This is a genomic window from Mesorhizobium sp. CNPSo 4671 (genome assembly GCF_057784245.1).
Genome location: NZ_JBWLUW010000003.1, coordinates 179,843 through 203,079 on the forward strand (window position 1 = coordinate 179,843; position 23,237 = coordinate 203,079).

The following is a 23,237-nucleotide window of genomic DNA, read 5'->3' on the forward strand; positions in this document are numbered from 1 at the left end:
CCGGCTCAGGCATTCGCCCGTGCGGCCTCGCGGTAAAGAGTCGGCGGCACGCCGACATGGTCGCGGAAGAAGCGCGAGAAATTGCCCTGCGTGGTGAAGCCGAGATTGCAGGCGACCGAGATCAGCGGCTCCTGCGACCACTGCAGCTGCCGCACCGCTTCCTCCATGCGCAGCGTGTTCCAGTAGACGTTGGGCGTCAGATTGGTCTGTTCCTTGAACAGAGCGAAGAAATGCGGCCGCGACAGGCCGACGCTGCGGGCCACGTCGTCGAAGGAAATGCGCTCGCAGACATTGGCCTTCATCAGCTGGATGGCCTTGCGGACACGGAAATCCTGCATGGTGTTGATGCGGGTGCGCGCCTCCTGCGGCGCCGAGGCATCGGCGGCATCGAGCACCGAATCGATGAAGCGCTCGATCTCGTAATTGGCGACATCGTCGACGCTTTCATTGTCTGTCAGATGGTCGAGCAGGCTGGCGGCGGCTTGGTGCAGCCAGGGCTCCAGCGTGATCGCGGCCTGGGCAAACAGCGGCGCGGAGGAGGGCAGGTCGCGGCGGCGGCGCGCCCAGTCGGGATCGATGTAGAAGGCGAGGAACAGGCCCGGCCGGCCGTTCTGCCCGTTCTGCGACAGGACATGGCTGTGCGGCTGGAAGGAATTGATGCCGGCGGCAGTGCATGGTCCAAGCCGGACCGTTTCGCGGCCGATGGTCATCTCGCCGGCGGTGCCTTCGAGCCAGATGATCAGATGAGCCTCGACATGGGCATGGGTGACGAAGTCGCTTGCGACATTCAAGACAGAAACATGTCCGAACCGGCCCCAGTAGAGCCTGATCGCGTCCGTCATGGGTATATCCTCCCGCAGACGACTGGCCTCCCTTCGCCTGCATCGAGGATTGTGCGGCCGGTTTCCGGTTTCCGTCAAGATATCGGCTGTTGGCCGGTAGCCATGGCGGACCGCTTCGGCCGATTTTCAGACTGAGCGATAGGTTTCCCCTTCTCCCCGCAAGGGGAGAAGGAAAGGCGCGCCTGAACGTCAGTCGCTGCGCCTGAAATTGCGGATGCGGTCGAACAGCACCGCCAGCAGGATGGCGCCGCCGATGAACACGCCCTGCCAGAAGGCGTTGATGCCAAGCAGGCCAAGGCTGTTGCGGATCACCTCGATGAGGGCCGCACCGACAATGGCGCCGAAGGCGGTGCCGACGCCGCCGGCTAGGTTGGCGCCGCCGATGACGGTGGCGGCGATGACCTGCAATTCCATGCCGGTGCCGAGATTGGTGGTGACGGCGCCCAGCCAGCCGGTCTGGATGATGCCGGCAATGCCCGCCGACAGCGCCGAGATCATGTAAACCGCGACCTTGATCTGCTTCACGGGAACGCCGGTCAGCGTTGCCGCGTGCTCATTGCCGCCAATGGCGAAGATGTGGCGGCCGAATTTGGTCCAACGCAGGATGAAGCCGGTGATCAGCGCCAGCAGGATCATGTAGAGCACGGGATTGGCGATACCAAACACCCAGGCGCCGCCGCCGAGCGCCAGCAACTTGTCGTGGTCCGGCCCGAACTGAAAGACGACCGTGTTGTTGGAGGCGACCATGGCCAGGCTGCGGGCAATCGACAGCATGCCGAGCGTCACCACGAAGGGCGGGAAGCCGAGATAGGCGATCAGAATGCCGTTGAAAGCGCCGATGGCAAGCGCGGTGGCGATCGAGGCCAGGATGCCGATTTCGATCGAGTAGCCGGCATGCATGGTAACGGCCAGTACCATCGACGACAGGCACAGCACCGAGCCGACCGACAGGTCGATGCCGCCGGTGATGATGACGAAGGTCATGCCGAGCGCGATGATGGCGACGAAGGTGATGTTTCGGGTGATGTTGTAGAGGTTCTTCGACGTCGCGAAGGCGTCGGTGGCGAACGACAGGAAAATGCAGGCGAGGATGACGGCTATCACGACCCAGAAGGTCTGGGTGGAGAACAGCCGCGACAGGAAACTGTGCTGCTTCTGTGCGATCGTCTGGTCAAGGGTGACTGCCATTGTCGACCTTTCCTGCCGGCTGCGATACGCGCCAGCCTGGTGAAATTAGCCGCGCTTACGAGACCTGCTCGATGGCGCCAGTGATGAGCCCGGTGACTTCCTCGGGCGAGCTCGAGGCGATTGTCTTGTCGGCGACCTTGCGTCCGCGCCGCATGACGATAACGCGGTCGGCGACGTCGAACACGTCGGGCATGCGGTGGCTGATCAGCACAACCGCGATGCCCTGGTCGCGCAGATGGCGGATCAGGTTGAGCACTTCGGCGACTTGCCTGACCGAGATCGCCGCCGTCGGTTCGTCCATCAGCACGATCTTGGCCTGCGACAGCATGGTGCGGGCGATCGCAACCGCCTGGCGCTGGCCGCCCGACATCTGCTTGACGAGATCGCGCGGGCGGGTCTCGGATTTCAATTCGGCAAAGAGCTGGCCGGCGCGCCTGTACATCGCGGCATAGTCGAGGATGCGGAACGGGCCGACGCCGCGCCGCAGCTCACGGCCGAGATAGACATTGGCGGCGGCCGTCAGATTGTTGCAGAGCGCAAGATCCTGGTGGACGATCTCAATGCCGTGCTGGCGGGCTTCCGCCGGCTTGTTCAGGATCAATTCCTTGCCGTCCATGCGCATGATGCCATGGCTTGGGTGGAAATTGCCGGCGATCATCTTGACCAGTGTCGACTTGCCCGCGCCATTGTCGCCCATCAGGCCGACGACCTGGCCGGGTTCGATCGACAGCGACACGTCGTTGACCGCCTGGATGGCGCCAAAATGCTTCGAGATATTGGTGAGTTCGAGAACCGCCACCAGCCTATAGCCTCCCCATGCCTTGCTGCCTGCCTGTTCCGGCTCACAGCTCTTACATCGTGCTCCCCATTCCTCCCGGAAGCAACGTTGAGCGGCATTTACGCGAATGCTCGCGCGTGCGTCAATTGTCGAAATAGGCTATTTGTCAGACGAATAGTGACATGCGGTTCCGAAAAATCCGTTTTGTAGGACAAATAGCAATTGACGTTGGCGCCGCGCCGTTATTAGTTGATGGTCGGAGAAAGATACCTGGTCCCAAGCCGTCGTTGCAGCGGGACCGGCGGGAGGTTATCGGCTGTTCCGGCACGTTGCCGGTCCGGTCGCATCTGAAAATGCTTATCGGCCTTGCCCGGCGGCACGAGCGTTGGCTCTGCCATCTCGCATCAGGTCGATTTGTATGGCGGGCACGCCGTGTCCGTCTGTTTCCAAGGGAGGACTGACATGAGGAAAACAGTATTGCTCGCCGCCGTCGCCGCCATGGCGCTGGGCGCCGGGCCGGCTTTGGCCAAGAAGCAGCTCGTCATCGTGGTGAAAGGTCTCGACAATCCATTCTTCGAAGCCATTCATCAGGGCTGCGAGAAATGGAACAAGGAAAACGCCAGCTCGGAATATGAGTGCTTCTACACCGGTCCGGCGTCGACTTCCGATGAGGCCGGCGAGGCACAGATCGTCCAGGATATGCTGAGCAAGGCCGACACGGTGGCGATGGCGATTTCACCGTCCAACGCGCCGCTGATCGCGCAGACGATCAAGACCGCCAATCCGACGATCCCGATCATGACCGTCGACGCCGACCTCAGCAAGGAAGATGCAGCACTTCGCAAAACCTATCTCGGCACCGACAACTATCTGATGGGTCACAAGATCGGCGAGTATATCAAGAAGGGCAAGCCGAATGGCGGCACGATCTGCACCATCGAGGGCAATCCCGCGGCCGACAACATCCTGCGCCGTGCCCAAGGCATGCGAGACGCCCTGTCGGGCAAGGAAGGCCTCGCTGCACTTGCCGGTGAAGGCGGCTGGACGGAAGTTGCCGGCTGTCCGGTGTTCACCAATGATGACGGTGCCAAGGGCGTGCAGGCGATGACCGACATCCTCGCCGCCAATCCCAAGCTCGATGCCTTCGGCATCATGGGCGGCTGGCCGCTGTTCGGCGCGCCGCAGCCCTATCGCGATCTGTTCGGGCCGCTCAAGGACCGGATAGCCAAGAACGACTTCGTCATCGGCGCCGCCGACACGATCGGCGACGAAGTAGCGATCGCCAGGGATGGCCTGGTCACCGCGCTGGTCGGCCAGCGGCCCTTCGAAATGGGCTACAAGGCGCCTTCGGTGATGATCGATCTCATCAAGGGCACCAAGGTCGCCGATCCGGTGTTCACCGGTCTCGACGAATGCACCAAGGACACGGTCGACACCTGCATCCAGAAGTAAGCTGATGATTTCGGGGCGCTCGGCAGCGGGCGCCCCGTCCCTTTGAATTCCTGGACAAGACGCTGTGGCGAGGGGCAACGGGCTCCGGCCTTGATGCGTCCGTAGTTTGGATTTCGGCAACGGGATCGGCGCCGTGCAGCTCCGGATCAATCCGGGTGACAGACGGCCGACCTACTGGAACGTGAATGCCGGACGAAAAGGCAAAGAAACAAGCCAGCCGGGCCAAGGCGCAAGCCAACCGCGATCCGGCGGTCGTGCGCAGGGCGGATGCGGTACACTTTCCCGGGTCCAGCGTTCATGTCTCGCTCGCCAGCGAGATTGGTCTGCGGATCGTGCGCGGCGACTATCCGCCCGGCAGCATCCTGCCCAATGAGGCCAAATGGGCCGAAACCTTCAACGTCAGCCGCTCGGCGGTGCGCGAGGCGATCAAGATGCTGATGGCCAAGAGCCTTTTGGCATCACGCCCCAAGATCGGCAGCTGGGTCGAGCCGAAGGAGCGCTGGAACCTGCTCGACCGTGATGTGCTTGCCTGGTACGCGACCGCACCCGACCGCGAAGCCTTCCTGCGCACCGTGCAGGAATTCCGCCACATCATCGAACCGGAAGCCTCCGCCTTTGCCGCCATGCGGCGCAGCGACGAGCAGATGGCCGAGATCAGCCTCGCCTGCCGCGAGATGGGCGAGGCGGCGAACCTGCCGGAACGCATCCGCGCCGATACCCGCTTTCACCTCGCCATCCTGCGGGCCTCGGGCAACGACCTTTTGGTGCCGCTCGGCGTGCTGATTGAGTCCGCACTCGACCATCTCTTCGTCTTCACGACACGCCAGGTCGGCGACCAGAACCGGGCGCAGAAGCTGCACGAGGCGATCGAGAAGAACATCCGCCTGCAACGGCCGGCGGCCGCGCGCAACGCCGTGCACAAGCTGCTCGCCGACACCGATGAGGGGATTGGAAGCCGGCGGCGGTAAGCCGTCCGGCCGCCAGAGCAATTCCAGGAAAAGTGTGAAGCTGTTTTCCCGGGAAAGCGCGTAGCGCTTTCCCTTGGAAATTGCGTCAAAACAAAGAGTTTGAGCCTTAAATCGTCTGCTTCTTGCCATCCTTGGTCGGCATCAGGTCGACGCCGTTGACCTTGGCGATATGCGTTGCCAGCATCGGCACGAACTGCTCGGCCGGACCGGTGGCATGGGCTCCGGCGAAGGAATTCTTGGTGGCGTTGCCGAGCGGGTTGGCGATGCCGGCCGCACCCGCCATGGACTCGAGATAAGTCAGGTCCTTGAAGGCGTTGGCGATGGTGAATTTATGGGCGTCGCGGTCGCCTTCCAGCGTCCAGCGCATGAAGGTCTGGTAGAAGCCGCAATCCATGCGGCCGTTGCGTATGACGCTGTCGAAGCGCGGCGGCGAGATGCCGACCTTTTCGGCCAAAGCCAAGGCCTCGGAATAGATGGCGGCGTAGCCCAGCGAGATGAAATTGTTGAGCAGTTTCATGCGGTGGCCGTCGCCGGTGTCGCCTATATGGACGATGCGGCCGGCCCAGGTTTCGATCACCGGCTTGACCCTGGCGAAGAGGGCGTCGGGCGCGCCGACCATAGCGTCGAGCGTGCCTTCCCAGGCCTCTTTCGGCGTGCGGCTGAGCGGCGCGTCGACATAGTCGATGCCCAGCGCCTTGAGTTCGGCCGCAAGCGCCACGGTCGAGACCGGATCCGAGGTCGAGCAGTCGACGACGACCGAGCCTTCTTTCAAGCCTTCCTTGAGGCCGCCAGGGCCGCGGATGATGGCTTCCACTTCGCGCGACCCGGTGACGCAGATGAAGACGATGTCGGACGCTGCCGCGACATCGCGCGAGGTGGCGGCTTCCTTGGCGCCCCGGCCCAGCAGATCCTCCGCCGGCTTGCGGTTCTTGCGGCCAAGGAATGTCAGGGGATAGCCCTTGTCGACGATGTTCTTGGCGATGCCGTGCCCCATCAGGCCAAGGCCGATGAAGCCGATCTTTTCGCGCGCGGTGGTGGTGTTCATGTCGTCGTCCTATCCCGGATTATCGATAATTGCACTGGCGTTTTAGCCATATGCGGTTGCAGAAAGCAATATTGTCTGACAATAGACGGTTGTTCCAGAGCCTGTAGTGGAGACCAGAATGACGAAGCGGATCATGTTCACCGGCGGCAGCGGCAAGGCTGGGCGTCATGTCGTGCAATATCTTGTCGAGCAGGGCTGCCAGGTGCTCAACATCGACACCAAGCCGCTCGACAATCCCAAGGTGCGCACGCTGATCACCGACATCACCGACAGCGGGCAGGTGTTCAACGCGCTGTCGAGCTATATGGGCCTGCATGAGTTCGATCCGTCGCTGCGCCCGCAGCCGGTGGACGCGGTGGTGCATTTCGCCGCCATCCCGCGCATCATGATCACGCCGGACAATGAGGTGTTCCGCATCAATGCCATGGGCACCTACAATGTCATCGAGGCGGCGGTGAAGCTCGGCATCCGCAAGGTGATCGTCGCCTCCAGTGAGACGACCTATGGCCTGGTCTTCGCCAACGAGCCGCGCGATCCCAAATATTTCCCGCTCGACGAGGAGTATGACGTCGACCCGATGGACAGCTATGCGCTGTCGAAAATCGTCAACGAGAAGACCGCGCGTGCCTTCGCGCAGCGCAACGGCACCGATATCTACGCGCTGCGCATCGGCAATGTCATCGAGCCGCATGAGTATTCGCTGTTCCCGAAATGGTTCGCCGATCCCGGTTTCCGCAAGCGCATCGCCTGGAGCTATATCGATGCGCGCGACCTCGGCCAGATCACGCTGCGCGCCATCGAAAAGGACGGGCTCGGCTACCAGGTGTTCAACGCCGCCAATGACGACACTTCGTCCGACCTGCCGACGGCCGAACTCCTGAAGCGGTTTTATCCCAACGTGCCGGTCAAGGCAGAACTCGGCGAATACGAGACGCTGCTGTCGAACCGCAAGGCGCGCGACATGCTCGGCTTCCGCCCGGAACATAGTTGGCGCAAATATGTAAAAACTGGTTGAGCAAGCGGCTAAATGAGGCTGGCTTGTGTATAGCGGCGCGCTTTGCGGCCCAAGCGTTCCGTGGTGCTTGACAGCTTCCGCAAACCGGCCTTTCTGAAGCATATGCGGGACGCAAAGCCGAACAAGGAAAAACCGCCGAAGAAGCCGGCATCCGGCGAGCGCCAGGCTGGCGTTCGTCGACCCGACGCGGCACGCATTCCCGGCGCCAGCGTGCACACATCGCTGGCCAGCGAAATTGGCCTGCGGATCGTGCGCGGCGATTATCCGCCCGGCACCATCCTGCCCAACGAGGCCAAATGGTCGGAGACCTTCAGCGTCAGCCGCTCGGCGGTACGCGAGGCAATCAAGATGCTGATGGCCAAGAGCCTTTTGGCTTCACGTCCCAAGATCGGCAGCTGGGTCGAGCCGAAAGAACGCTGGAACCTGCTCGACCGCGACGTGCTTGCCTGGTACGCGACATCGCCCGACCGCGAGGTGTTCCTGAAGACGGTGCAGGAATTCCGCCACATCATCGAGCCGGAAGCGACGGCCTTCGCCGCCCTGCGGCGGACCGACGAACAGATGGCCGAGATCAGCCAGGCCTGCCGCGAGATGGGGGAGGCGGCCAGCCTGCAGGAGCGCACGCGCGCCGACACGCGCTTCCACCTCGCCATCCTGCGGGCCTCGGGCAATGACCTTCTGGTGCCGCTCGGCGTGCTGATCGAATCCGCGTTCGATCACCTGTTCGCCTATACGACGCGGGCGGTCGACGACCTCAACCATGCGCAGAAGCTGCATGAGGCGATCGAGAAGAACATCCGGCTGCAGCGCCCGGATGCAGCACGCGCTGCGGTGCGGAAATTGCTGGCCAACACCGACCACGTGATCAAATCACGCTAGGCCGCTAATCTTCCTTCTCGCGGCCGAAGACCACGCGCAGTTCATCCTTGGCGTGCTCGAGCACTTGCCTGCGCGTGGCGGGAAGATTCTTGCCGGCGCGATTGATGTAGAAATTCAGCATCGACATGGCTGACTGGAAGGGTTCGGCCTTGCGGCGGTGGCTGTTTTCGGCCGACCGCTTCAGCGAGGCGGCGATCTTTTTGGCATCGTCGGATTCGAAGATGTGATCCTCCAGATCCATCGCGTCGCTGTGCTCGGTCACCTCGGCTGACCACTTCTTGGCGGCTGTCATGGCTGGGACTCCTTTGCGGGCTTGCTGATCGGAAAACTCCAGACATTGGCGTCTGTTCCCGCCACCTTGTCCGCTCTGGAGCCACGGATTTGCCCGCCGTGGCGCTGCTGCGTCCCGAGAATGTGCCGATAGTGGCGCAAACGGCGGCCGGTTTTCGAGACCGCCGACAGGAAACGCCTTTGACCCGAACCGACCTGAGCCGGCCGAGCCCCGGCATCGACAGCTCCTACGCCTGGATGCGGCTGGCCATCTCGATGGTGCTGGCGACGATCGGCGCGGTCGGCATGTGGGCCGTCGTCGTGGTGCTGCCCGCCGTGCAGGCGGAGTTCGGTGTCGACCGCGCCGCGGCGTCCATGCCCTACACAGCGACCATGGTGGGCTTCGCCGCCGGCAACGTGCTGGTCGGCCGCGCCATCGATCGCATGGGCTATTGGATCCCGGCGCTGATTTCTTCCGTGGCGCTCTCGGCCGGCCTCCTGCTCGCCGCGCTGTCGACCTCGATCCTGCAATTCACCCTTGCGCAAGGCGTGCTGATCGGCGTTGGCACGTCGGTGATCTTCGGGCCGCTGATCGCCGACATCTCGCACTGGTTCAACCGCCGGCGCGGCGTCGCGGTCACGGCGGCGGCCGCCGGCAACTATCTCGCCGGCGCGCTCTGGCCCACCATTATGCCGACGCTGATCAAGGCTGAAGGCTGGCGCTTCACCTATGCGGCGATCGGCATCTTCTGCCTGGTCACCATGGTGCCGCTGGTGTTGATGTTGCGGCGCGGCGCTCCGGAGGCCGCCGCCGGCTCGCCGGGAAGCCGGTCGGTGCAGCCGATTCCCATGTCGCCGGCGGCGTTGCAGGTGCTGCTGGTCATCGCCGGCCTCGGCTGCTGCGTGGCGATGTCGATGCCGCAGGTGCACATCGTCGCCTATTGCATGGATCTCGGCTACGGCATGGCGCACGGCGCCGACATGCTGTCGATCATGATGGCGGCTGGCGTCGCCAGCCGGCTTGCCTCCGGCTTTATCGCCGATCGCATCGGCGGCGCGAAAACTCTGATCATCGGTTCGGTGCTGCAATGCCTGTCGCTGCTGTTTTACATCCCGTTCGACGGGCTCGCCTCGCTTTATGTCGTGTCGCTGGTGTTCGGCCTGTCGCAAGGCGGCATCGTGCCTTGCTATGCGATCATCGTGCGCGAATATCTGCCCGCCAAGGAGGCCGGCCAGCGTATCGGCATCGTCATGATGGCGACGATTTTCGGCATGGCGATCGGCGGCTGGATGTCGGGCTGGATCTACGACCTGACCGGTTCCTACGCCGCTGCCTTCCTCAACGGCATCGCCTGGAATCTGCTGAACATACTGGCCGTCGGGCTCTTCATGTGGAAGGCAAGGCAAAGGACTGTCGTGGCAGCCTGAGGAAAGCGGCGGGCGTGGCCGCCCGAGGCACCTCGGCTTGACAACGGGCAGGCACTGCGCGACCCCAGAGACCAAGGGGCAACAGGCCGGTGAGATGGCAACAGCTGAGACAATCCTATTGCGGATGCACTTCGGCCATGCGTACGGGCCTTGGCCTTGATCAAGCCGCGCTCGCGCCGGGGCGGCGGCCGCCCGACCATAGCGGATGTCGCGCGCAAGGCCGGCGTCGGCGCCATCACCGTGTCGCGCGCGCTACGCGAGCCGGAGCGCGTCAGCCAGGATTTGCGCCGCCAGATCCAGGCTGCCGTCGATGAGCTCGGCTATGTGCCGGATCCCAATGCAAGGGCGCTGGCCTCGGCGCGCGCCGAAGTGTTCGGCGTGCTGGTGCCGTCGCTCACCAACAACGTCTTCGCCGAAGTGGTGCGCGGCATCTATGACAGCCTGTCGGACAGCCCTTTCCGCATCCAGCTCGGCAACACGCACTATTCCGGCCTCGAGGAAGAGCGGCTCTTACAGGTGTTCGGTTCGCAGCGGCCGGCAGCACTCATCGTGGCCGGCATCGACCAGACGCCAACCTCGCGGAAACTGCTCGAAAATGCCGGTTGCCCGGTGGTGCAGGTGATGGAGACCGGGCCAGATCCGGTCGACATGCTGGTCGGCTTCTCGCATTTCGATGGCGGTAGGACGGCGACCGAACACCTGATCGAGGCGGGCTACCGGCGGATCGGCTTCATTGGCGCGCGCATGGACCCGCGCTCGCAGCGGCGCCTTGCCGGCTATCGCGCGGCGATGGAGAAGGCCGGCCTGTTCGACCCACGGCTGGTCACCACCACGCCCGTGCTGTCCAGCGTGCCGCTCGGCCGCGAATTGTTCCGCGACGCGCTGGCCAAGATGCCGACGCTCGATGGCGTGTTCTGCAACAATGACGACATCGCGCTCGGCGTGCTGTTCGAGTGCCATCGGGCCTCGATCGACGTGCCGAAGACGATCGGTATCGTCGGCTTCAACGATCTCGACATGATGCAGGTGGCCTTTCCCTCGATTACCAGCATCCGCACCTACCGCTACGATATCGGCAGGCGCGCGGTCGCCTTGGCGCTGGCGGCGATCGCCGGTGACAGGCCGCAGCAGCGGATCATCGACCTCGGCTTCGAGCTCATGCGCCGGGAGAGCACGGCGCGCTGAACAGGCTCTCGAGAAGGCCTGCAAATGGCGCTTTACACCACGTCATGGTAGCGCTACCATTTTCCCTGAACGAGTATCGCCAACCAGGCGCTGGGTCTGTTTATTATACATAAGCAACAGCTCACGCTTGTTTATTATGGATAATATGATAAATTTCACCGGCTGAAGGGGACGGCAAAGGGAGGGGGCGCGGAGGTCTTCGGCACCTGGCAGGCGCGACTGGGCAAGGCGGAGGAGCCGCCCAGAAGCGCGAAAATTCCACAAAAACTGAACCGACAAATCAGAACTGCAACTGGGAGGATTATCGATGATCAAGTCACTTGTCGGTGGCATCGTTGCCGCCACTGCATTCGTTATGTTGAGCTCGTCGGCGATTGCCGCAGGCCCTGAAATCGTCAAGGGCCCGGCTGCCGAGCCGGATTGCTTCGCACCCTGGGCCGCTGACACACTGTTCTTCAAGTTTCCCAAGAAGGCCGGCCCATACCGCATTGCGCTTGCCAACGGCTATATCGCAAACACCTGGCGTATCCAGATGGTGCAGACCGCGAAGGCCTATGCGGCGCAGAAGGATGTCGCGGCGAAGCTGAAGGAATTCAAGGTCGTCTCGACCGGCGAAGACGTGCCGGCGCAGATTTCGGCGATCAACAACTTCATTGATTCCGGCTACGACGCGATCGTCGTCAACGCTCAGAACCCGACCGCCTTCGGGCCGGTGATCAAGCGCGCCAAGGAAGCCGGCGTCGTGCTGGTTGCCTTCGACAACATTCTCGACACCAAGGACGCCATCAACGTCAACGTCGACCAGAAGGGTCTTGGCGAGCTGTGGGGCAAATGGCTGGTCTCGCATGTGCCGAATGGCGGCAAGGTGCTCGAAGTGCGCGGCGTTGCCGGGACATCGGTCGACACCGACCGCCACAACGGCATCCATGAAGTGCTCGACGCCTCCGGCAAGAAATGGGCGGTCACCGAGGTCGTCGGCAAGTGGGATGACGGCGTTGCGCAAAAGGCTTCGGCCGACGCGATTGCCACCAACGGCCCCTTCGACGGCGTCACAGGACAGGGCGGTGACACCGGCATCGTGCAGGCGATGATCGATGCCAAGCATCCGTTCGTGCCGTTCGGCGGGGAGACCGAGAACGGCTTCCGCAAGTTCTGCGCGGCCCACGCGGCCGACGGGCTGAAATGCTCGTCAGCCGGTACCGGCCCGGCGCAGGTGGCGGTTGCCATCAAGACGGCGATCGCAGCGCTTGAAGGCAATGTCGTCCCGCAGTCGGTCAAGCTGCCGCTGGCGATCGTCGAGGATCCCAACTTCAAGGCGGGTCAGGATTTCTTCCCCGACCAGTCCGACAATTTCTTCGTCGGCAATTCCTTCCCGACCTGCGGCATCAATTTCACCGCACAGGAAATCATGGGCCAGACCAAGGCGGACCAGTAGACTGCACTCCCGGCGCCGTGGGATTCTCTCACGGCGCCGGCCACTCGATATCTCTGGTCGTCAAAGTGCCTCGGGAGGGCCTATGGACGCTGCGGTTCCGCTCTTCCAGATGGAAGGCATATCCAAGCGCTATGGTGGCGTGCGGGCGCTGGAAAAGGCGGAGCTTGTCGTCACATCCGGCAGCATCCACGCCATCCTTGGCGAAAACGGCGCCGGCAAATCGACGCTGATCAAGGTGATGGCGGGCGTTGTCGCGGCCGACGAAGGCCGCATGACGCTGGATGGCCGTGAGGTGACCTTCGCTTCGCCTGCTGCCGCCAACCAGGCAGGCATCGTCTGTATCTTCCAGGAACTGTCGCTGGTTCCCGAACTCAGCGTTGCCGACAACATCGTCATATCAGATCCGCCCAAACGCTTCGGCATGATCGACCGCAAGGCGCAACGCCGTATCGCGGAGGAAGCGCTTGCCCGCGCGGGCGCGGGCGACATCCACCCGTTGGCGTTGGTCAAGGACTTGCCCTTGTCGCGCCGGCAGATGGTCGAGATCGCCAAGGCGCTCGCCAGAAAGCCGCGTATCCTGATCCTCGACGAGGCGACGTCCGCGCTCGCGGCGGCGGATGTCTCGAACATTTTTGGCGTGCTGAAGCGGTTGCGCAGGGAAGGGCTGGCACTGCTCTACATCTCGCATCGCATGAACGAGATCGCGGAACTCGCCGATCAGTGCACGGTGTTCCGCAACGGCCGCAACGTCGCCAGCTACAAGGCCGGCTCGAAGAGCGACAATGAGGTGGTCGAATTGATGATCGGCCGCGAATACAGTCACATCTTCCCGCCCAAGCCTGCGGCCGTGCCGGCTTCAGCCGCACCCAGGCTCGAAGCCCGCAAGCTCTCGTGGACCGACCGGCTGGACAACATCTCGCTGACCGTCAGGGCAGGCGAGGTGGTCGGCCTCGGCGGTCTCGACGGCCAGGGACAGCGCGAATTGCTGCTCGCTTTCTTCGGCGTGCTGCGCGGCCTTTCCGGCGAGGTGCTAATCGACGGCAGGCCGGTGACGATCAGCAGTCCCGCCAAGGCGCGGCAGGATGACATCGGCATGGCGCTGATCCCGGAAGACCGCAAGACCGAAGGGTTGATGCTGCCGATGACGGTGCGCGAAAACCTGTCCTTCGCCGCGCTCGACCGGCTGTCCAAAGGCGGCATCATCGACCGCGCCGCCGAGCAGCGGCTGATCGACGACATGGTCGGCCTTCTGGCCATCAAGACGGCGGGTCTCGACATTCCGGTCGGCGCGCTGTCGGGCGGTAACCAGCAGAAGGTGGTTATCGCCAAGTGGCTGATGCGCCAGCCGCGCATCATCCTGCTCAACGACCCGACGCGCGGCATCGATGTCGGCACCAAGCAGGAACTCTACCAGCTGATGCGCAAGCTGGCGGATGCCGGTGCGGCGATCCTGTTCTATTCGACCGACTATGACGAGCTGATCGGCTGCTGCGACCGCGTGCTGGTGCTATATGACGGCGCGGTCAAGCGCGAGCTGGTCGGTGCCGAGATCACCGAGCGGGCGCTGATATCAAGCGCGCTCAACATCCATGGCGAGGAGAGCCCGGTGGGCCTGGGAGCAGACGCGTGAAGGATTGGCGCTATTGGCTGGCCGAGCAGCGCGGAACACTGCTGGCGCTCGGCATCTTCATCGTCATGTTCGTCATCTACACCTCGAACCATCCGGCCGGCTTCACCGCCAATGTGGTGCAGACGGCGGCGAACAAGGGCGTGCTGCTCGCCTTCGTCGCCATGGCACAGACGCTGGTGGTCATCACCGCCGGCATCGACCTGTCCGTCGGCATGATCTTTCTCCTCACCAACTGCCTGGCCTCCTGGCTGGTGGTGGGCACGCCGATGCAGACGACGCTCGGCGTCATCGCCGTGCTGGCGGTCGGCCTTCTCTGCGGCGCCATCAACGGCGCCATCGTCATCTACGGCCGGCTGCAGCCGATCGTCGCCACCATCGCAACCGGGGCCGTCTATTACGGCATCGGCCTCTTGCTGCGGCCCTTCCCGGGCGGTTCGGTTAATGAGGATCTGGCCGATGCGATGACCGGCCGCGTCTTCGACGTGGTGCCGGCGAGCCTCGTCGTGCTGCTCGCCATCGTACTGGTGATCTGGGTGCCGTTCAGCCGCTCGGTGCTTGGCCGGGCCGCCTACGCGGCGGGGTCTTCGGAGACGGCGGCCTATATGTCGGGCGTTCCGATAAGGCGCGGCAAGTTCGCCGCCTACACGCTGGCCGGGCTGCTGGCCGCGATCGGCGGGCTTTTCCTGACCTTCTTCACCTATACGGGCGATGCGGCCTATGCCAGCGGCAACGCCTACACGCTGTTCTCGATCGCCGCCGTGGTGCTCGGCGGCGTCTCGCTGTTCGGCGGCAAGGGCAGCGCCATCGGCGCCATCTTCGGCGCGCTGGCCTTCCGCACCATCGGCGATCTGTTGTTCGTGTTCGATTTCGATCCGCTCTGGCAGCCGCTGTTCCAGGGCGTTATCCTGCTGGTCGCCGTCAGCCTCGGCGCCTTCGCCCTGTTTCGGGTCCGCAACCGGCTGGAGTGGTTCCTGTGAGCGAAACGACGCCGATGGTTGGGAAGAGCAACGGCGGCATTGCCGGCCGAATGCCGAAATTCATCCGCCGCGCCGACCCGGCGGTGCTGACGGCCTTTGCCTGCATCGTGTTGTTGCTGTTCCTCGGCAGTCTCTATTCCAGAAGTTTCCTGTCGCCTGAATATCTGCTGCAGCAGCTCAAGGTGGCCTCGTTCCTCGGCGTCATCGCCACCGGCATGATGCTGGTTGTCCTGCTCGGCCAAATCGATCTGTCGGTGCCGTGGTCGGTCGCGGCCGGCGCGATGATGGCTTGCGCGGCGGCCGCCTACGGTCCGGCCGGGGTGGTGTTGGCTATCCCGTTCGGCATCTTCTGCGGCGTGCTGATCGGTATCGTCAACGGTATCGGCGTCGCCTATCTGCGCATTCCCTCGATGATCATCACGCTCGCCACCAACGCCGTCGCGCAAGGGTTGATGGTTGTCTATACCGGCGGCTTCTCGCCTCAGGATTCGGCCACCGGCGCCATGCGCTACCTCGCCACCGGCTTTGCCATCCCCGGCGTGCCCAACGCCGTCATCATCTGGGCCCTGATCGGGGCGGCAATGGTGTTCGTGCTGACCCGCACCGGCTTTGGCCGCACGGTCTACGGCATCGGCAACCGCGAGCGCGCCGCCTATCTCTCGGGCATCGACACAAGGCGCGTGGTGATGATCGCCTTCGCCGTCTCCGGCGGGCTCTCCGCCTTTGGTGGTGTGCTTCTGGCCGGCTATGCCTCCAAGGCGGCTCAGTCGATGGGCGATGCCTATCTCTTGCCGTCCATCGCCGCCGTGGTGCTGGGCGGCACCTCAATCCTCGGCGGGCGCGGCTCCTATCTCGGCACCGTCGCCGGCGTCATCCTGATCACGCTGCTGCAATCCATCCTGTCGGTCATGCAGATGCCGGAGGCGGGGCGGCAGATCATCTATGGCGTCGTCATCGTCGCCATGCTGTTGCTCTACGGCCGCGCGCCGGCAAGCCGCTGACAGTGGGTGAAAAAGCAGCGCAGGCGCCGACGGGCGCTGCCGGCTCGGTGCCTCCGGCCATCGTCGTGATGGGCGTCGCCGGCTGCGGCAAGTCGGCTGTCGGCATCGCGCTGGCGGCCACGCTGAATGCCGTCTTCATCGAGGGCGACCGGCTCCATCCGCCGGAGAATGTGGCGCGCATGGCAAGCGGCGAGCCGCTCACCGACCAGTTGCGCGAGGGCTGGCTCGACGCGATCGGCGGGCGTATCGCGGCATCGATCCGCGAAGGGCAGGGCGTGGTCGCGGCCTGCTCGGCGCTGAAGCGCAGCTATCGCGAACGCCTGCGCGGTTTTTGCGCCGACATCGTCTTCCTCTATCTGGAGATCGATCCGGCGACGGCGCGTGAGCGGGTCGCCAGCCGCAAAGGCCATTTCATGCCGGCAAGCCTGGTCAACAGCCAGTTTGCCATACTGGAGCCGCCGGGGAGGGATGAGCGGGCCCTGACAATCGATGCGACGCGTCCGGTTGCCGATGCCGTTGCGGACGCGATCCGGCTGCTGGCCAGGTCATGAGCCGGTATCGTCGGCTGTCATGGTATGGTCCGAGGCTTCCGTCAGCCTGCGGCTGCCGGACCAGATCAGCATCTGTTCGGGAAACAGTTTCAGCGCTTCGAGCAGCCGGTCGCGCTTGAGCAGGATATAGCGTGCCTGCAGCACCATGTCCTTGGCTCCATCCCGTCCCATCTCCGCTTCAGCCGGCAACAGCTCCGGGCTGATGACGGCCCGGTATTCGCGGAAGGGGACGGTCTCGAAGGTCGACATGGCAAACAGCGCTGCCTTGCCCCTTGCGGCGAAATTCGCCGGCGCCGACGCAAGATGCGTCCAGCCGCTTTGGCCGATCGCGACCTCCGTGAAGGTCGAGCCTGCATGGATGGTGTTGGTCATCAGCACCACGCCATTGCGTTTCAGGATCTTCTGGATGCGGATGGTGACCTGATAGGCGTCGTCGCGCTCGAAGACGATGCGGCTCTTGAGGTAGCGGTTCTCGACCTTAACCAGCGGCAGGTTGAGGAAACGCAGACCGAACCCCGATTCCGAGACGCCGTGGGAATTGACACTCACCTGATGTGCCTCGACGCCCGCCTCGTGCAGGGCGCGCTTGCCGAAGATGGTCTGGGAGGTGAACTGGTCGCACCAGACGATGGCGCCGTGGCCGCGCTGCAAGGCCGCCTGCAGTCCCTCCTGTCCCTCCAGCCGGATTGTCGGGGCCCATCGGAAGCCGGCAATGTGCGCGGCAAGCTGCAGCCGGCGGCGGTGGCGCGCCGCGAGCAATGCCTCGAACAGCTTGCGCGCGTCGATGCTGCCGCCAAGCACTGCGCGCGTCGCGGCTGCGTAGCCAGGAAATTGCTTGCGCATATGGCGTTTCAGGCGAAGCCTGGACATCCGGTCGCAGATCGACGCCCACCAGCGGATTGGCATTGAAGCCGCAACCAGAAGATAGAAGGCGGCGAGCAGGCTTTCGCGCAAATCCTGGTTCGAGAACCGGCGCACCCTGCCGGGGTGGATGACCTTGCGGCTGAAGAAGCGTACATCCTCTGCCCGTTCCGGAACGAGAATGTCGGCGATGATTTCACTGCGGAAGGTGGCCGCGGATGGCGGCTTGTGGTTGCGGGATTTTGCGAACCACGACAGCCTCATCGGTCCAGCCTGTTGTCCAAGACCGCTTTACTGCGTTGGCATGGACCGTGCAACCTTGCGACGCCGGGCGCCACGCAGAGGCTCAGATTTGCGACGACAGCTCGACCGGGAAATCGTCGTTGTCGGCATCGCGCATGGCGGCGAGGCTTCTGTTATCCAGCACCTCGGCGATCGCCTGGCGCACTTCCAGCATCATGTGCCGGACCTGGCAGGTCGCCTCGTCGCAATCCTCGCAGCGCTGGTACTGCGTGCGGCTGGCGCAAGGTATCGGCGCCAGCGGCCCGTCCAGCACGCGAACGACATGGCCGATCTTGATCTCGGAGGCCGGGCGGGCAAGCCGATAGCCGCCTTCCTTGCCCTTGCGGCTCAGGACGAAGCCGGCATTGCGCAATTCGCCGAGAATGGCATCGAGGAATTTCTTCGGGATGTTGTTGGCGACGGCGATGTCGTTGACGAAGGCCAATTGGCCCGCCGGCAGGCCGGACAGATGCACGAGGGCCTTGAGGCCGTACTTGCCTTTTTTTGTCAGCATGCCCGAGTCAACCCTTGAAGCCCCAACCACCCCGCATCTGGCGGCTGTTTGTGTGCAAATAATGACGGTTTCGCCGTGCGATGGCATTTCGCGAAAACAAGACACCAAATGGCACGTTAGGCATAAACGCGTTGATTCTTTGTAACGTTTTGCCGGGATGGCGCCGTATTTGTCATGGCCGATGGCAAAAACGAAGAAAGCCGGCTCATTGCCGGCTTTCCCTTAGCTGTTCTTTGTATGCTGTAGCCGTCAGCGGCTGCCATAGGCCTGGTCGAGCAGGCCGCCGGCGGCGAAATGCTCTTTCTGGATCTTGTCCCAGCCACCGAAGACGTCTTCCACCGTCAGCAGGCGTACCTCCGGGAAATCGGCTTTGTATTTGGCGGCGACGGCAGCGTCACGCACCCGGTTGCCGTTCTGGGCGAGGATGTCCTGGCCTTCGGGTGTGTAGAGGAAATCGAGATAGGTCTTGGCCAGATCGCGCGTGCCGTGCTCGTCGGCGACCTTGTCGACGATCGCTACCGGGAATTCCGCCAGCAGGCTGACCGAGGGCGTGACCTGCTCGAATTTGTCGTCGCCATATTCCTTGCGGATGCCGCGCGTCTCGGACTCGAAGGTGATCAGCACGTCGCCGATCTCACGCTGCACGAAGGTGGTGGTCGCGGCGCGGCCGCCCGTGTCGAAGATCGGCACATTGTTGAACAGCTTGGTGATGAACTCTTTCACCTTGGCATCATCGCCCTTGAACGCCTCCTTGGCGTAAGCGGTGGCGGCCAGATAGGTGTAGCGCGCATTGCCCGAGGTTTTGGGGTTGGGGAAGATCACCTGCACGTCGTCGCGCACCAGATCGTTCCAGTCCTTGATGTGCTTGGGGTTGCCGGCGCGAACAAGGAAGGAAGGCAGCGAATAGAAGGGCGAGGCGTTGTTGGGAAAGTCCTTCTGCCAGTCGGCGGAGACGAACCCCTTCTTGACCAGGAAATCGACGTCGGTGACCTGATTGAAGGTGACGACATCGGCGCCCAGCCCTTCGGCGATGGCGCGCGCCTGCGCCGAGGTGCCGGCATGCGACTGGTCGACGGTGACGCCCGGATGCCCGGCGATGAAGGCCTTGTTGACCTGAACGAACAGTTCGCGGCCGACATCATAGGAGGCGTTGAGCAGCTTGTCGGCCGACCAAGCTTGGGAGGATGCGAGGATCAGGCCGGCAACGGTGGCAATGCCGAGGAAAAATCGCTTCATGAAAAAGGCTCCGGATGCAATGCGTTATGGCTCGACCATAGCCGTGGCGCAGGGGGCGGGGCGAGGCATGGGGGATGGCTCCGCGACCTTGCCGCGAGAAAAGATATAGCCAACACAACGGTTCCTTAGAATTCTGTTCCAGACTTCGGCCTGCGTTTTTCTGTTGCTTGCCTGGAGCTGCTGTTTGGCATATACATATGGCATATACAAACGGAGGCAGTCATGCCCCAACATCGCCACACTGCAACGCCGCCACCGAAGGAGGCGAAACTGTTCCGCAACAACCGCAGCCAGGCGGTGCGCATTCCTGTCGAATTCGAGCTCCCTGGCGACAGGGTTCTGATCAGCCGTGAAGGCGACCGCCTGATCATTGAGCCGGTCCGCAAACCCGGCCTTGCCGCGCTGCTCGCCCAATGGGCGAAAGAGGCGCCGCTTGGTCCTGAGGACGACTTTCCCGAGATCGACGATGCGCCTGTCGAAGCCGAGGACATTTTTTGATGCGGTTCATGCTGGATACGAACATCATCAGCGACATGATCCGGAACCCGGCCGGCAAGGCTGCCAGTGCAATGGTGCGCGAGGGAGACGCCGCTGTGTGTACCAGCATCGTCGTCGCCTCTGAATTGCGGTATGGCTGCGCCAGGAAAGGCTCGGCCAAGCTGCTCAAGAAGGTCGAGGACCTGCTGGCTGAAATCCCTGTCTTGCCGCTCGATGTGCCGGTGGATGCCGAGTACGGCGCGCTTCGCACCGAGCTGGAGGCCGTTGGCCAACCCATTGGCCACAATGACCTTTTTATTGCCGCTCACGCCTGCGTATTAGGCGCCATTTTGGTGACGGCCAACATCGGGGAGTTCACCCGGATACGGAAGCTGAAGGTCGAGAACTGGCTGGAATAGCGCCGACCTCGAGATCAAGCCGCCGGAAACAGCTTCCAGCGGCCGGGTCGGAACGCCACCCGGCTTTTCTGCGCGGCGGGATGGCCGACCGGCAGCTCGATCTCGACCCGCTGGCGCTCGCCGCCGATTTCAAGTTCGACGCGCCGTGTTCCGGCGACGCGGCGGCTGGCGGCGACCGTGCCGGCGATGCAGCCGCTGCAGCCGTCGAGCAGTTCGACATCGTGCGGACGGAAATAGAGCGTCGCGTCACCCTCGGGCGCGTGTGGTGCGGACAGCCCGATCGGGCGATCAGCGAGCCAGATCTCGCCATTCTCGACCTTGACCGGAAGCGAGCTCGATTCGCCAATGAAGCCATAGACGAAGGGTGAGTTTGGCGTGTCGTAGATATCGTCGGCGGTGCCGACCTGCTCGATGCGGCCCTGGCTCATCACCACGACGCGATCGGCGAGTTCCAGCGCCTCTTCCTGGTCGTGGGTAACGAAGACGGTGGTGTGGCCGGTGCGGTCATGGATCTCGCGCAGCCAGCGGCGCAGTTCACGGCGCACCTGCGCATCGAGCGCGCCGAACGGCTCGTCGAGCAGCAGCACCTTGGGTTCGATCGCCATGGCGCGCGCCAGTGCGACACGTTGGCGCTGGCCTCCGGAGAGCTGTGCCGGATAGCGTTTCTCCAGTCCGGAAAGCTGGACGAGATCGAGAAGCTCGGAGGCGCGGCGGCGGATTTCCTGCGCCGGCGGCCGCGAGGACCCATGCCGGACTTTCAGGCCGAAGCCGATATTGTCGGCCACGGTCATGTGCCGGAACAGCGCGTAGTGCTGGAAGACGAAGCCGACATTGCGCTCCTGGATCGACTTCTGCGAGGCGTCCTCGTCGCCGAAGAAGATTTTTCCACGGGTCGGCCGCTCCAGCCCGGCGATCAGCCTGAGCAGCGTCGTCTTGCCGGAGCCGGACGGCCCCAGCAAGGCGATCAGTTCGCCCGATTTGATATCAAGCGACACGTCGTGGAGCGCCGGAAACCGCTCGAACTCCTTGCGCACATTGGCAACGCGAACTTCCATACAAATCCCTCTGTCAGTGTCCGCGCGTCGCGGCGAGTTCGGCGCCGTAGCGCATCTCGAGCAGTGTTTTCAAGACCAGCGTGACGAGCGCCAGCCCGGCAAGCAATGAGGCGACGGCAAAAGCGCCGACCGCGTTGTACTCGTTGTAGAGGATTTCGACATGCAGCGGCATGGTGTTGGTCAGGCCGCGTATATGGCCCGACACCACCGACACGGCGCCGAATTCGCCCATGGCCCGGGCGTTGCACAGGAGCACGCCGTAAAGCAGTCCCCATTTGACGTTGGGCAAGGTCACATACCAGAAGGTCTGCCAGCCATTGGCGCCGAGCGAAAGGGCGGCCTCCTCATCGCCATTGCCCTGTTCCTGCATCAGCGGGATCAGTTCGCGGGCGACAAACGGGAAGGTGACGAAGACGGTGGCCAGCACAATGCCTGGCACGGCGAACAGGATCTGGATGCCGTGTGCCTTCAGCCACTCGCCGAGCAACCCTTGAGCGCCGAACAGCAGCACATAGACCAGGCCTGAAATGACCGGCGAGACCGAGAAGGGCAGGTCGATCAGCGTGGTGAGAAACGCCTTGCCCTTGAACTCGAACTTGGCGATGGCCCAGGCGGCGGAGATGCCGAAGACGACATTGAGCGGCACCGAGATCGCAGCGACAAGCAGCGTCAGGTGGATGGCCGAACGTGCGTCCGGTTCGCCCAATGCTTGCGTATAGGCACCGACGCCTTTCGCCAGCGCCTCGTGGAAGACGATGATCAGCGGCAGGAGCAGGAAGACGCCGAGGAAAGCGAAAGCGATGGCCATCAGCACGGCCTGTGCCGGCCGGCTTTCGGTCACCGCCGCCGAGCGGCTCTCATGATACGGTTCGTAGGATTTGATTTCGGGATCAGCCATAGCGCTTGCGGCTCCATGTCTGCACGAGATTGACCACCAGAAGCATGACGAACGACAGCGCCAGCATGATCGCAGCGATCGCCGTCGCCGCTGGGTAGTTGTATTCCTCCAGCCGGATGACGATCAGAAGCGGCGCGATCTCGGATTTGTAAGGCAGATTGCCGGCAATGAAGATGACCGAGCCGTATTCGCCGACGCCACGCGCGAAGGCCAGCGAAAAGCCGGTGATGATGGCCGGCGCCAGGCCTGGAAACAGCACGCGGGTGATGATCTGGAAGCGGCTGGCGCCAAGCGTGGCGGCGGCTTCCTCCACCTCCTTGTCGATCTCTTCCATGATCGGCTGCACGGTGCGCACGACGAAGGGCAGACCGATGAAGACAAGTGCGACGACGATGCCGAGCGGCGTGTAGGCGACCTTGATGCCGAGCGGCATCAGCAATTTGCCGATCCAGCCGTTCGGCGCATAGAGCGTGGTCAGCGCAATGCCGGCCACCGCGGTCGGCAGCGCGAAAGGCAAGTCGACCATGGCATCGACGATGCGGCGGCCCGGAAAGCGGTAGCGCACCAGCACCCAGGCAACCAGCGTGCCGAAGACGACATTGACGGCTGCCGCGAGGAAGGCGGTGCCGAAGCTGATTTCCAACGCATTGATGGTGCGGCGGTCGCTGGCGATCGCCCAGAATTCAGCCCAGCCGAGAGAGGCCGAGCGCCAGACCAGCCCGGAGAGCGGAATGAGGATGATGAGGGTGAGGTAGGCAAGCGAGAAGCCGAGCGTCAATCCGAAACCCGGAATGACACTCGGCTGCCTGAATCGCCACCCCGCCTGCGCGGGTGCTGTGGTCATGGAATTC

Annotated in this window: 24 protein-coding genes; 13 read left to right on the top strand and 11 right to left on the bottom strand. The window is 63.4% G+C overall.

The genetic code is table 11. The annotated features are described in order from the left end of the window. Nucleotides 1-5 precede the first annotated feature (5 nt). From AC04SF_RS09100 to AC04SF_RS09110, 3 genes are all read right to left on the bottom strand, one after another. Nucleotides 6-842 carry a helix-turn-helix domain-containing protein gene (locus AC04SF_RS09100; protein WP_488477511.1) on the bottom strand — a complete coding sequence of 279 codons (837 nt, stop codon included), beginning with the start codon at nt 840-842 and terminating at the stop codon, nt 6-8. Between the two features lie 189 nt (nt 843-1,031). After that, the gene (locus AC04SF_RS09105; protein WP_095202056.1) at nt 1,032-2,030 is read right to left on the bottom strand and encodes an ABC transporter permease; all 999 of its coding nucleotides are present in this window, start codon (nt 2,028-2,030) and stop codon (nt 1,032-1,034) included. A 55-nt stretch (nt 2,031-2,085) separates the two neighbouring features. Then, nucleotides 2,086-2,829, bottom strand: coding sequence for an ATP-binding cassette domain-containing protein (locus AC04SF_RS09110; RefSeq protein WP_488477512.1), 744 nt, complete (start codon nt 2,827-2,829; stop codon nt 2,086-2,088). 441 nt (nt 2,830-3,270) lie between these two features. Between AC04SF_RS09110 and AC04SF_RS09115 the strand changes: the two genes are divergently transcribed. Together AC04SF_RS09115 and AC04SF_RS09120 are read left to right on the top strand one after the other, a co-directional pair. Then, nucleotides 3,271-4,260 carry a sugar-binding protein gene (locus tag AC04SF_RS09115; RefSeq protein ID WP_096447630.1) on the top strand — a complete coding sequence of 330 codons (990 nt, stop codon included), beginning with the start codon at nt 3,271-3,273 and terminating at the stop codon, nt 4,258-4,260. A gap of 185 nt (nt 4,261-4,445) precedes the next feature. Further along, nucleotides 4,446-5,228: a FadR/GntR family transcriptional regulator gene (locus AC04SF_RS09120; RefSeq protein WP_096447628.1), complete on the top strand. Its 783-nt coding sequence runs from the start codon at nt 4,446-4,448 to the stop codon at nt 5,226-5,228. A gap of 106 nt (nt 5,229-5,334) precedes the next feature. On the opposite strand, the gene AC04SF_RS09125 is transcribed toward AC04SF_RS09120, so the two are convergent. Continuing rightward, the gene (locus tag AC04SF_RS09125) at nt 5,335-6,273 is read right to left on the bottom strand and encodes an NAD(P)-dependent oxidoreductase (protein WP_488477513.1); all 939 of its coding nucleotides are present in this window, start codon (nt 6,271-6,273) and stop codon (nt 5,335-5,337) included. 118 nt (nt 6,274-6,391) lie between these two features. Between AC04SF_RS09125 and AC04SF_RS09130 the strand changes: the two genes are divergently transcribed. Together AC04SF_RS09130 and AC04SF_RS09135 are read left to right on the top strand one after the other, a co-directional pair. After that, on the top strand, nt 6,392-7,288 hold the full coding sequence (locus AC04SF_RS09130; RefSeq protein ID WP_488477514.1) for an NAD-dependent epimerase/dehydratase family protein: 897 nt from the start codon (nt 6,392-6,394) through the stop codon (nt 7,286-7,288). A 102-nt stretch (nt 7,289-7,390) separates the two neighbouring features. After that, nucleotides 7,391-8,167: a FadR/GntR family transcriptional regulator gene (locus tag AC04SF_RS09135; protein WP_095202283.1), complete on the top strand. Its 777-nt coding sequence runs from the start codon at nt 7,391-7,393 to the stop codon at nt 8,165-8,167. 4 nt (nt 8,168-8,171) lie between these two features. Here the strand turns inward: AC04SF_RS09135 and AC04SF_RS09140 are convergent, their stop codons facing one another. Next, nucleotides 8,172-8,459, bottom strand: coding sequence for a DUF3175 domain-containing protein (locus AC04SF_RS09140; RefSeq protein ID WP_488477515.1), 288 nt, complete (start codon nt 8,457-8,459; stop codon nt 8,172-8,174). A gap of 179 nt (nt 8,460-8,638) precedes the next feature. Between AC04SF_RS09140 and AC04SF_RS09145 the strand changes: the two genes are divergently transcribed. From AC04SF_RS09145 to AC04SF_RS09175, 7 genes are all read left to right on the top strand, one after another. Beyond that, nucleotides 8,639-9,865 (top strand): MFS transporter, encoded by a 1,227-nt coding sequence (locus tag AC04SF_RS09145; RefSeq protein ID WP_488477516.1) that lies wholly within the window; start codon nt 8,639-8,641, stop codon nt 9,863-9,865. Between the two features lie 156 nt (nt 9,866-10,021). Further along, on the top strand, nt 10,022-11,050 hold the full coding sequence (gene gntR, locus AC04SF_RS09150) for an HTH-type transcriptional regulator GntR (RefSeq protein ID WP_488477517.1): 1,029 nt from the start codon (nt 10,022-10,024) through the stop codon (nt 11,048-11,050). Nucleotides 11,051-11,357: 307 nt separating this feature from the next. Then, nucleotides 11,358-12,485 carry a sugar ABC transporter substrate-binding protein gene (locus tag AC04SF_RS09155; protein WP_095202062.1) on the top strand — a complete coding sequence of 376 codons (1,128 nt, stop codon included), beginning with the start codon at nt 11,358-11,360 and terminating at the stop codon, nt 12,483-12,485. Between the two features lie 82 nt (nt 12,486-12,567). Then, complete coding sequence (locus tag AC04SF_RS09160) at nt 12,568-14,115, top strand: sugar ABC transporter ATP-binding protein (protein WP_488477518.1); 1,548 nt, start codon at nt 12,568-12,570, stop codon at nt 14,113-14,115. Beyond that, nucleotides 14,112-15,092, top strand: a complete 981-nt coding sequence (locus tag AC04SF_RS09165; RefSeq protein ID WP_183460980.1) for an ABC transporter permease — start codon at nt 14,112-14,114, stop codon at nt 15,090-15,092. The genes AC04SF_RS09160 and AC04SF_RS09165 overlap by 4 nt, the downstream gene beginning before the upstream one ends. 14 nt (nt 15,093-15,106) lie before the next feature. Next, entirely contained in the window at nt 15,107-16,093 is a 987-nt protein-coding gene (locus AC04SF_RS09170) for an ABC transporter permease (protein ID WP_095202285.1), read from the top strand. A 2-nt stretch (nt 16,094-16,095) separates the two neighbouring features. Continuing rightward, a complete protein-coding gene (locus AC04SF_RS09175; RefSeq protein WP_488477519.1) occupies nt 16,096-16,644 on the top strand; it encodes a gluconokinase in 549 nt (182 codons plus the stop codon). On the opposite strand, the gene AC04SF_RS09180 is transcribed toward AC04SF_RS09175, so the two are convergent. The 3 genes from AC04SF_RS09180 to AC04SF_RS09190 all read right to left on the bottom strand — a co-directional run bounded on the left by AC04SF_RS09180 (nt 16,639) and on the right by AC04SF_RS09190 (nt 19,537). Further along, on the bottom strand, nt 16,639-17,769 hold the full coding sequence (locus AC04SF_RS09180; RefSeq protein WP_488477520.1) for a hypothetical protein: 1,131 nt from the start codon (nt 17,767-17,769) through the stop codon (nt 16,639-16,641). The two genes, AC04SF_RS09175 and AC04SF_RS09180, sit on opposite strands and share 6 nt — an antisense overlap. An 82-nt stretch (nt 17,770-17,851) precedes the next feature. Further along, a complete protein-coding gene (locus AC04SF_RS09185) occupies nt 17,852-18,301 on the bottom strand; it encodes an RrF2 family transcriptional regulator (protein WP_096447613.1) in 450 nt (149 codons plus the stop codon). 249 nt (nt 18,302-18,550) lie between these two features. Continuing rightward, complete coding sequence (locus AC04SF_RS09190; protein WP_488477521.1) at nt 18,551-19,537, bottom strand: sulfate ABC transporter substrate-binding protein; 987 nt, start codon at nt 19,535-19,537, stop codon at nt 18,551-18,553. A 222-nt stretch (nt 19,538-19,759) separates the two neighbouring features. Here AC04SF_RS09190 and AC04SF_RS09195 point away from each other — a divergent pair, with 222 nt between their 5' ends. Beyond that, nucleotides 19,760-20,035 carry an antitoxin gene (locus AC04SF_RS09195; protein WP_488477522.1) on the top strand — a complete coding sequence of 92 codons (276 nt, stop codon included), beginning with the start codon at nt 19,760-19,762 and terminating at the stop codon, nt 20,033-20,035. Continuing rightward, nucleotides 20,035-20,433 (top strand): type II toxin-antitoxin system VapC family toxin, encoded by a 399-nt coding sequence (locus AC04SF_RS09200; protein WP_096447608.1) that lies wholly within the window; start codon nt 20,035-20,037, stop codon nt 20,431-20,433. The genes AC04SF_RS09195 and AC04SF_RS09200 overlap by 1 nt, the downstream gene beginning before the upstream one ends. 14 nt (nt 20,434-20,447) lie before the next feature. Here AC04SF_RS09200 and AC04SF_RS09205 read toward each other — a convergent pair whose 3' ends face one another. From AC04SF_RS09205 to cysT, 3 genes are read right to left on the bottom strand one after another with little or no spacing between them, the layout of a single operon-like run. After that, nucleotides 20,448-21,488, bottom strand: a complete 1,041-nt coding sequence (locus tag AC04SF_RS09205; RefSeq protein ID WP_096447606.1) for a sulfate/molybdate ABC transporter ATP-binding protein — start codon at nt 21,486-21,488, stop codon at nt 20,448-20,450. Nucleotides 21,489-21,501: 13 nt separating this feature from the next. Then, the gene (cysW, locus tag AC04SF_RS09210; RefSeq protein ID WP_488477523.1) at nt 21,502-22,386 is read right to left on the bottom strand and encodes a sulfate ABC transporter permease subunit CysW; all 885 of its coding nucleotides are present in this window, start codon (nt 22,384-22,386) and stop codon (nt 21,502-21,504) included. Beyond that, nucleotides 22,379-23,230: a sulfate ABC transporter permease subunit CysT gene (gene cysT, locus AC04SF_RS09215; RefSeq protein WP_488477524.1), complete on the bottom strand. Its 852-nt coding sequence runs from the start codon at nt 23,228-23,230 to the stop codon at nt 22,379-22,381. Before cysT ends, cysW begins: the two co-directional genes overlap by 8 nt. Nucleotides 23,231-23,237 lie beyond the last annotated feature (7 nt).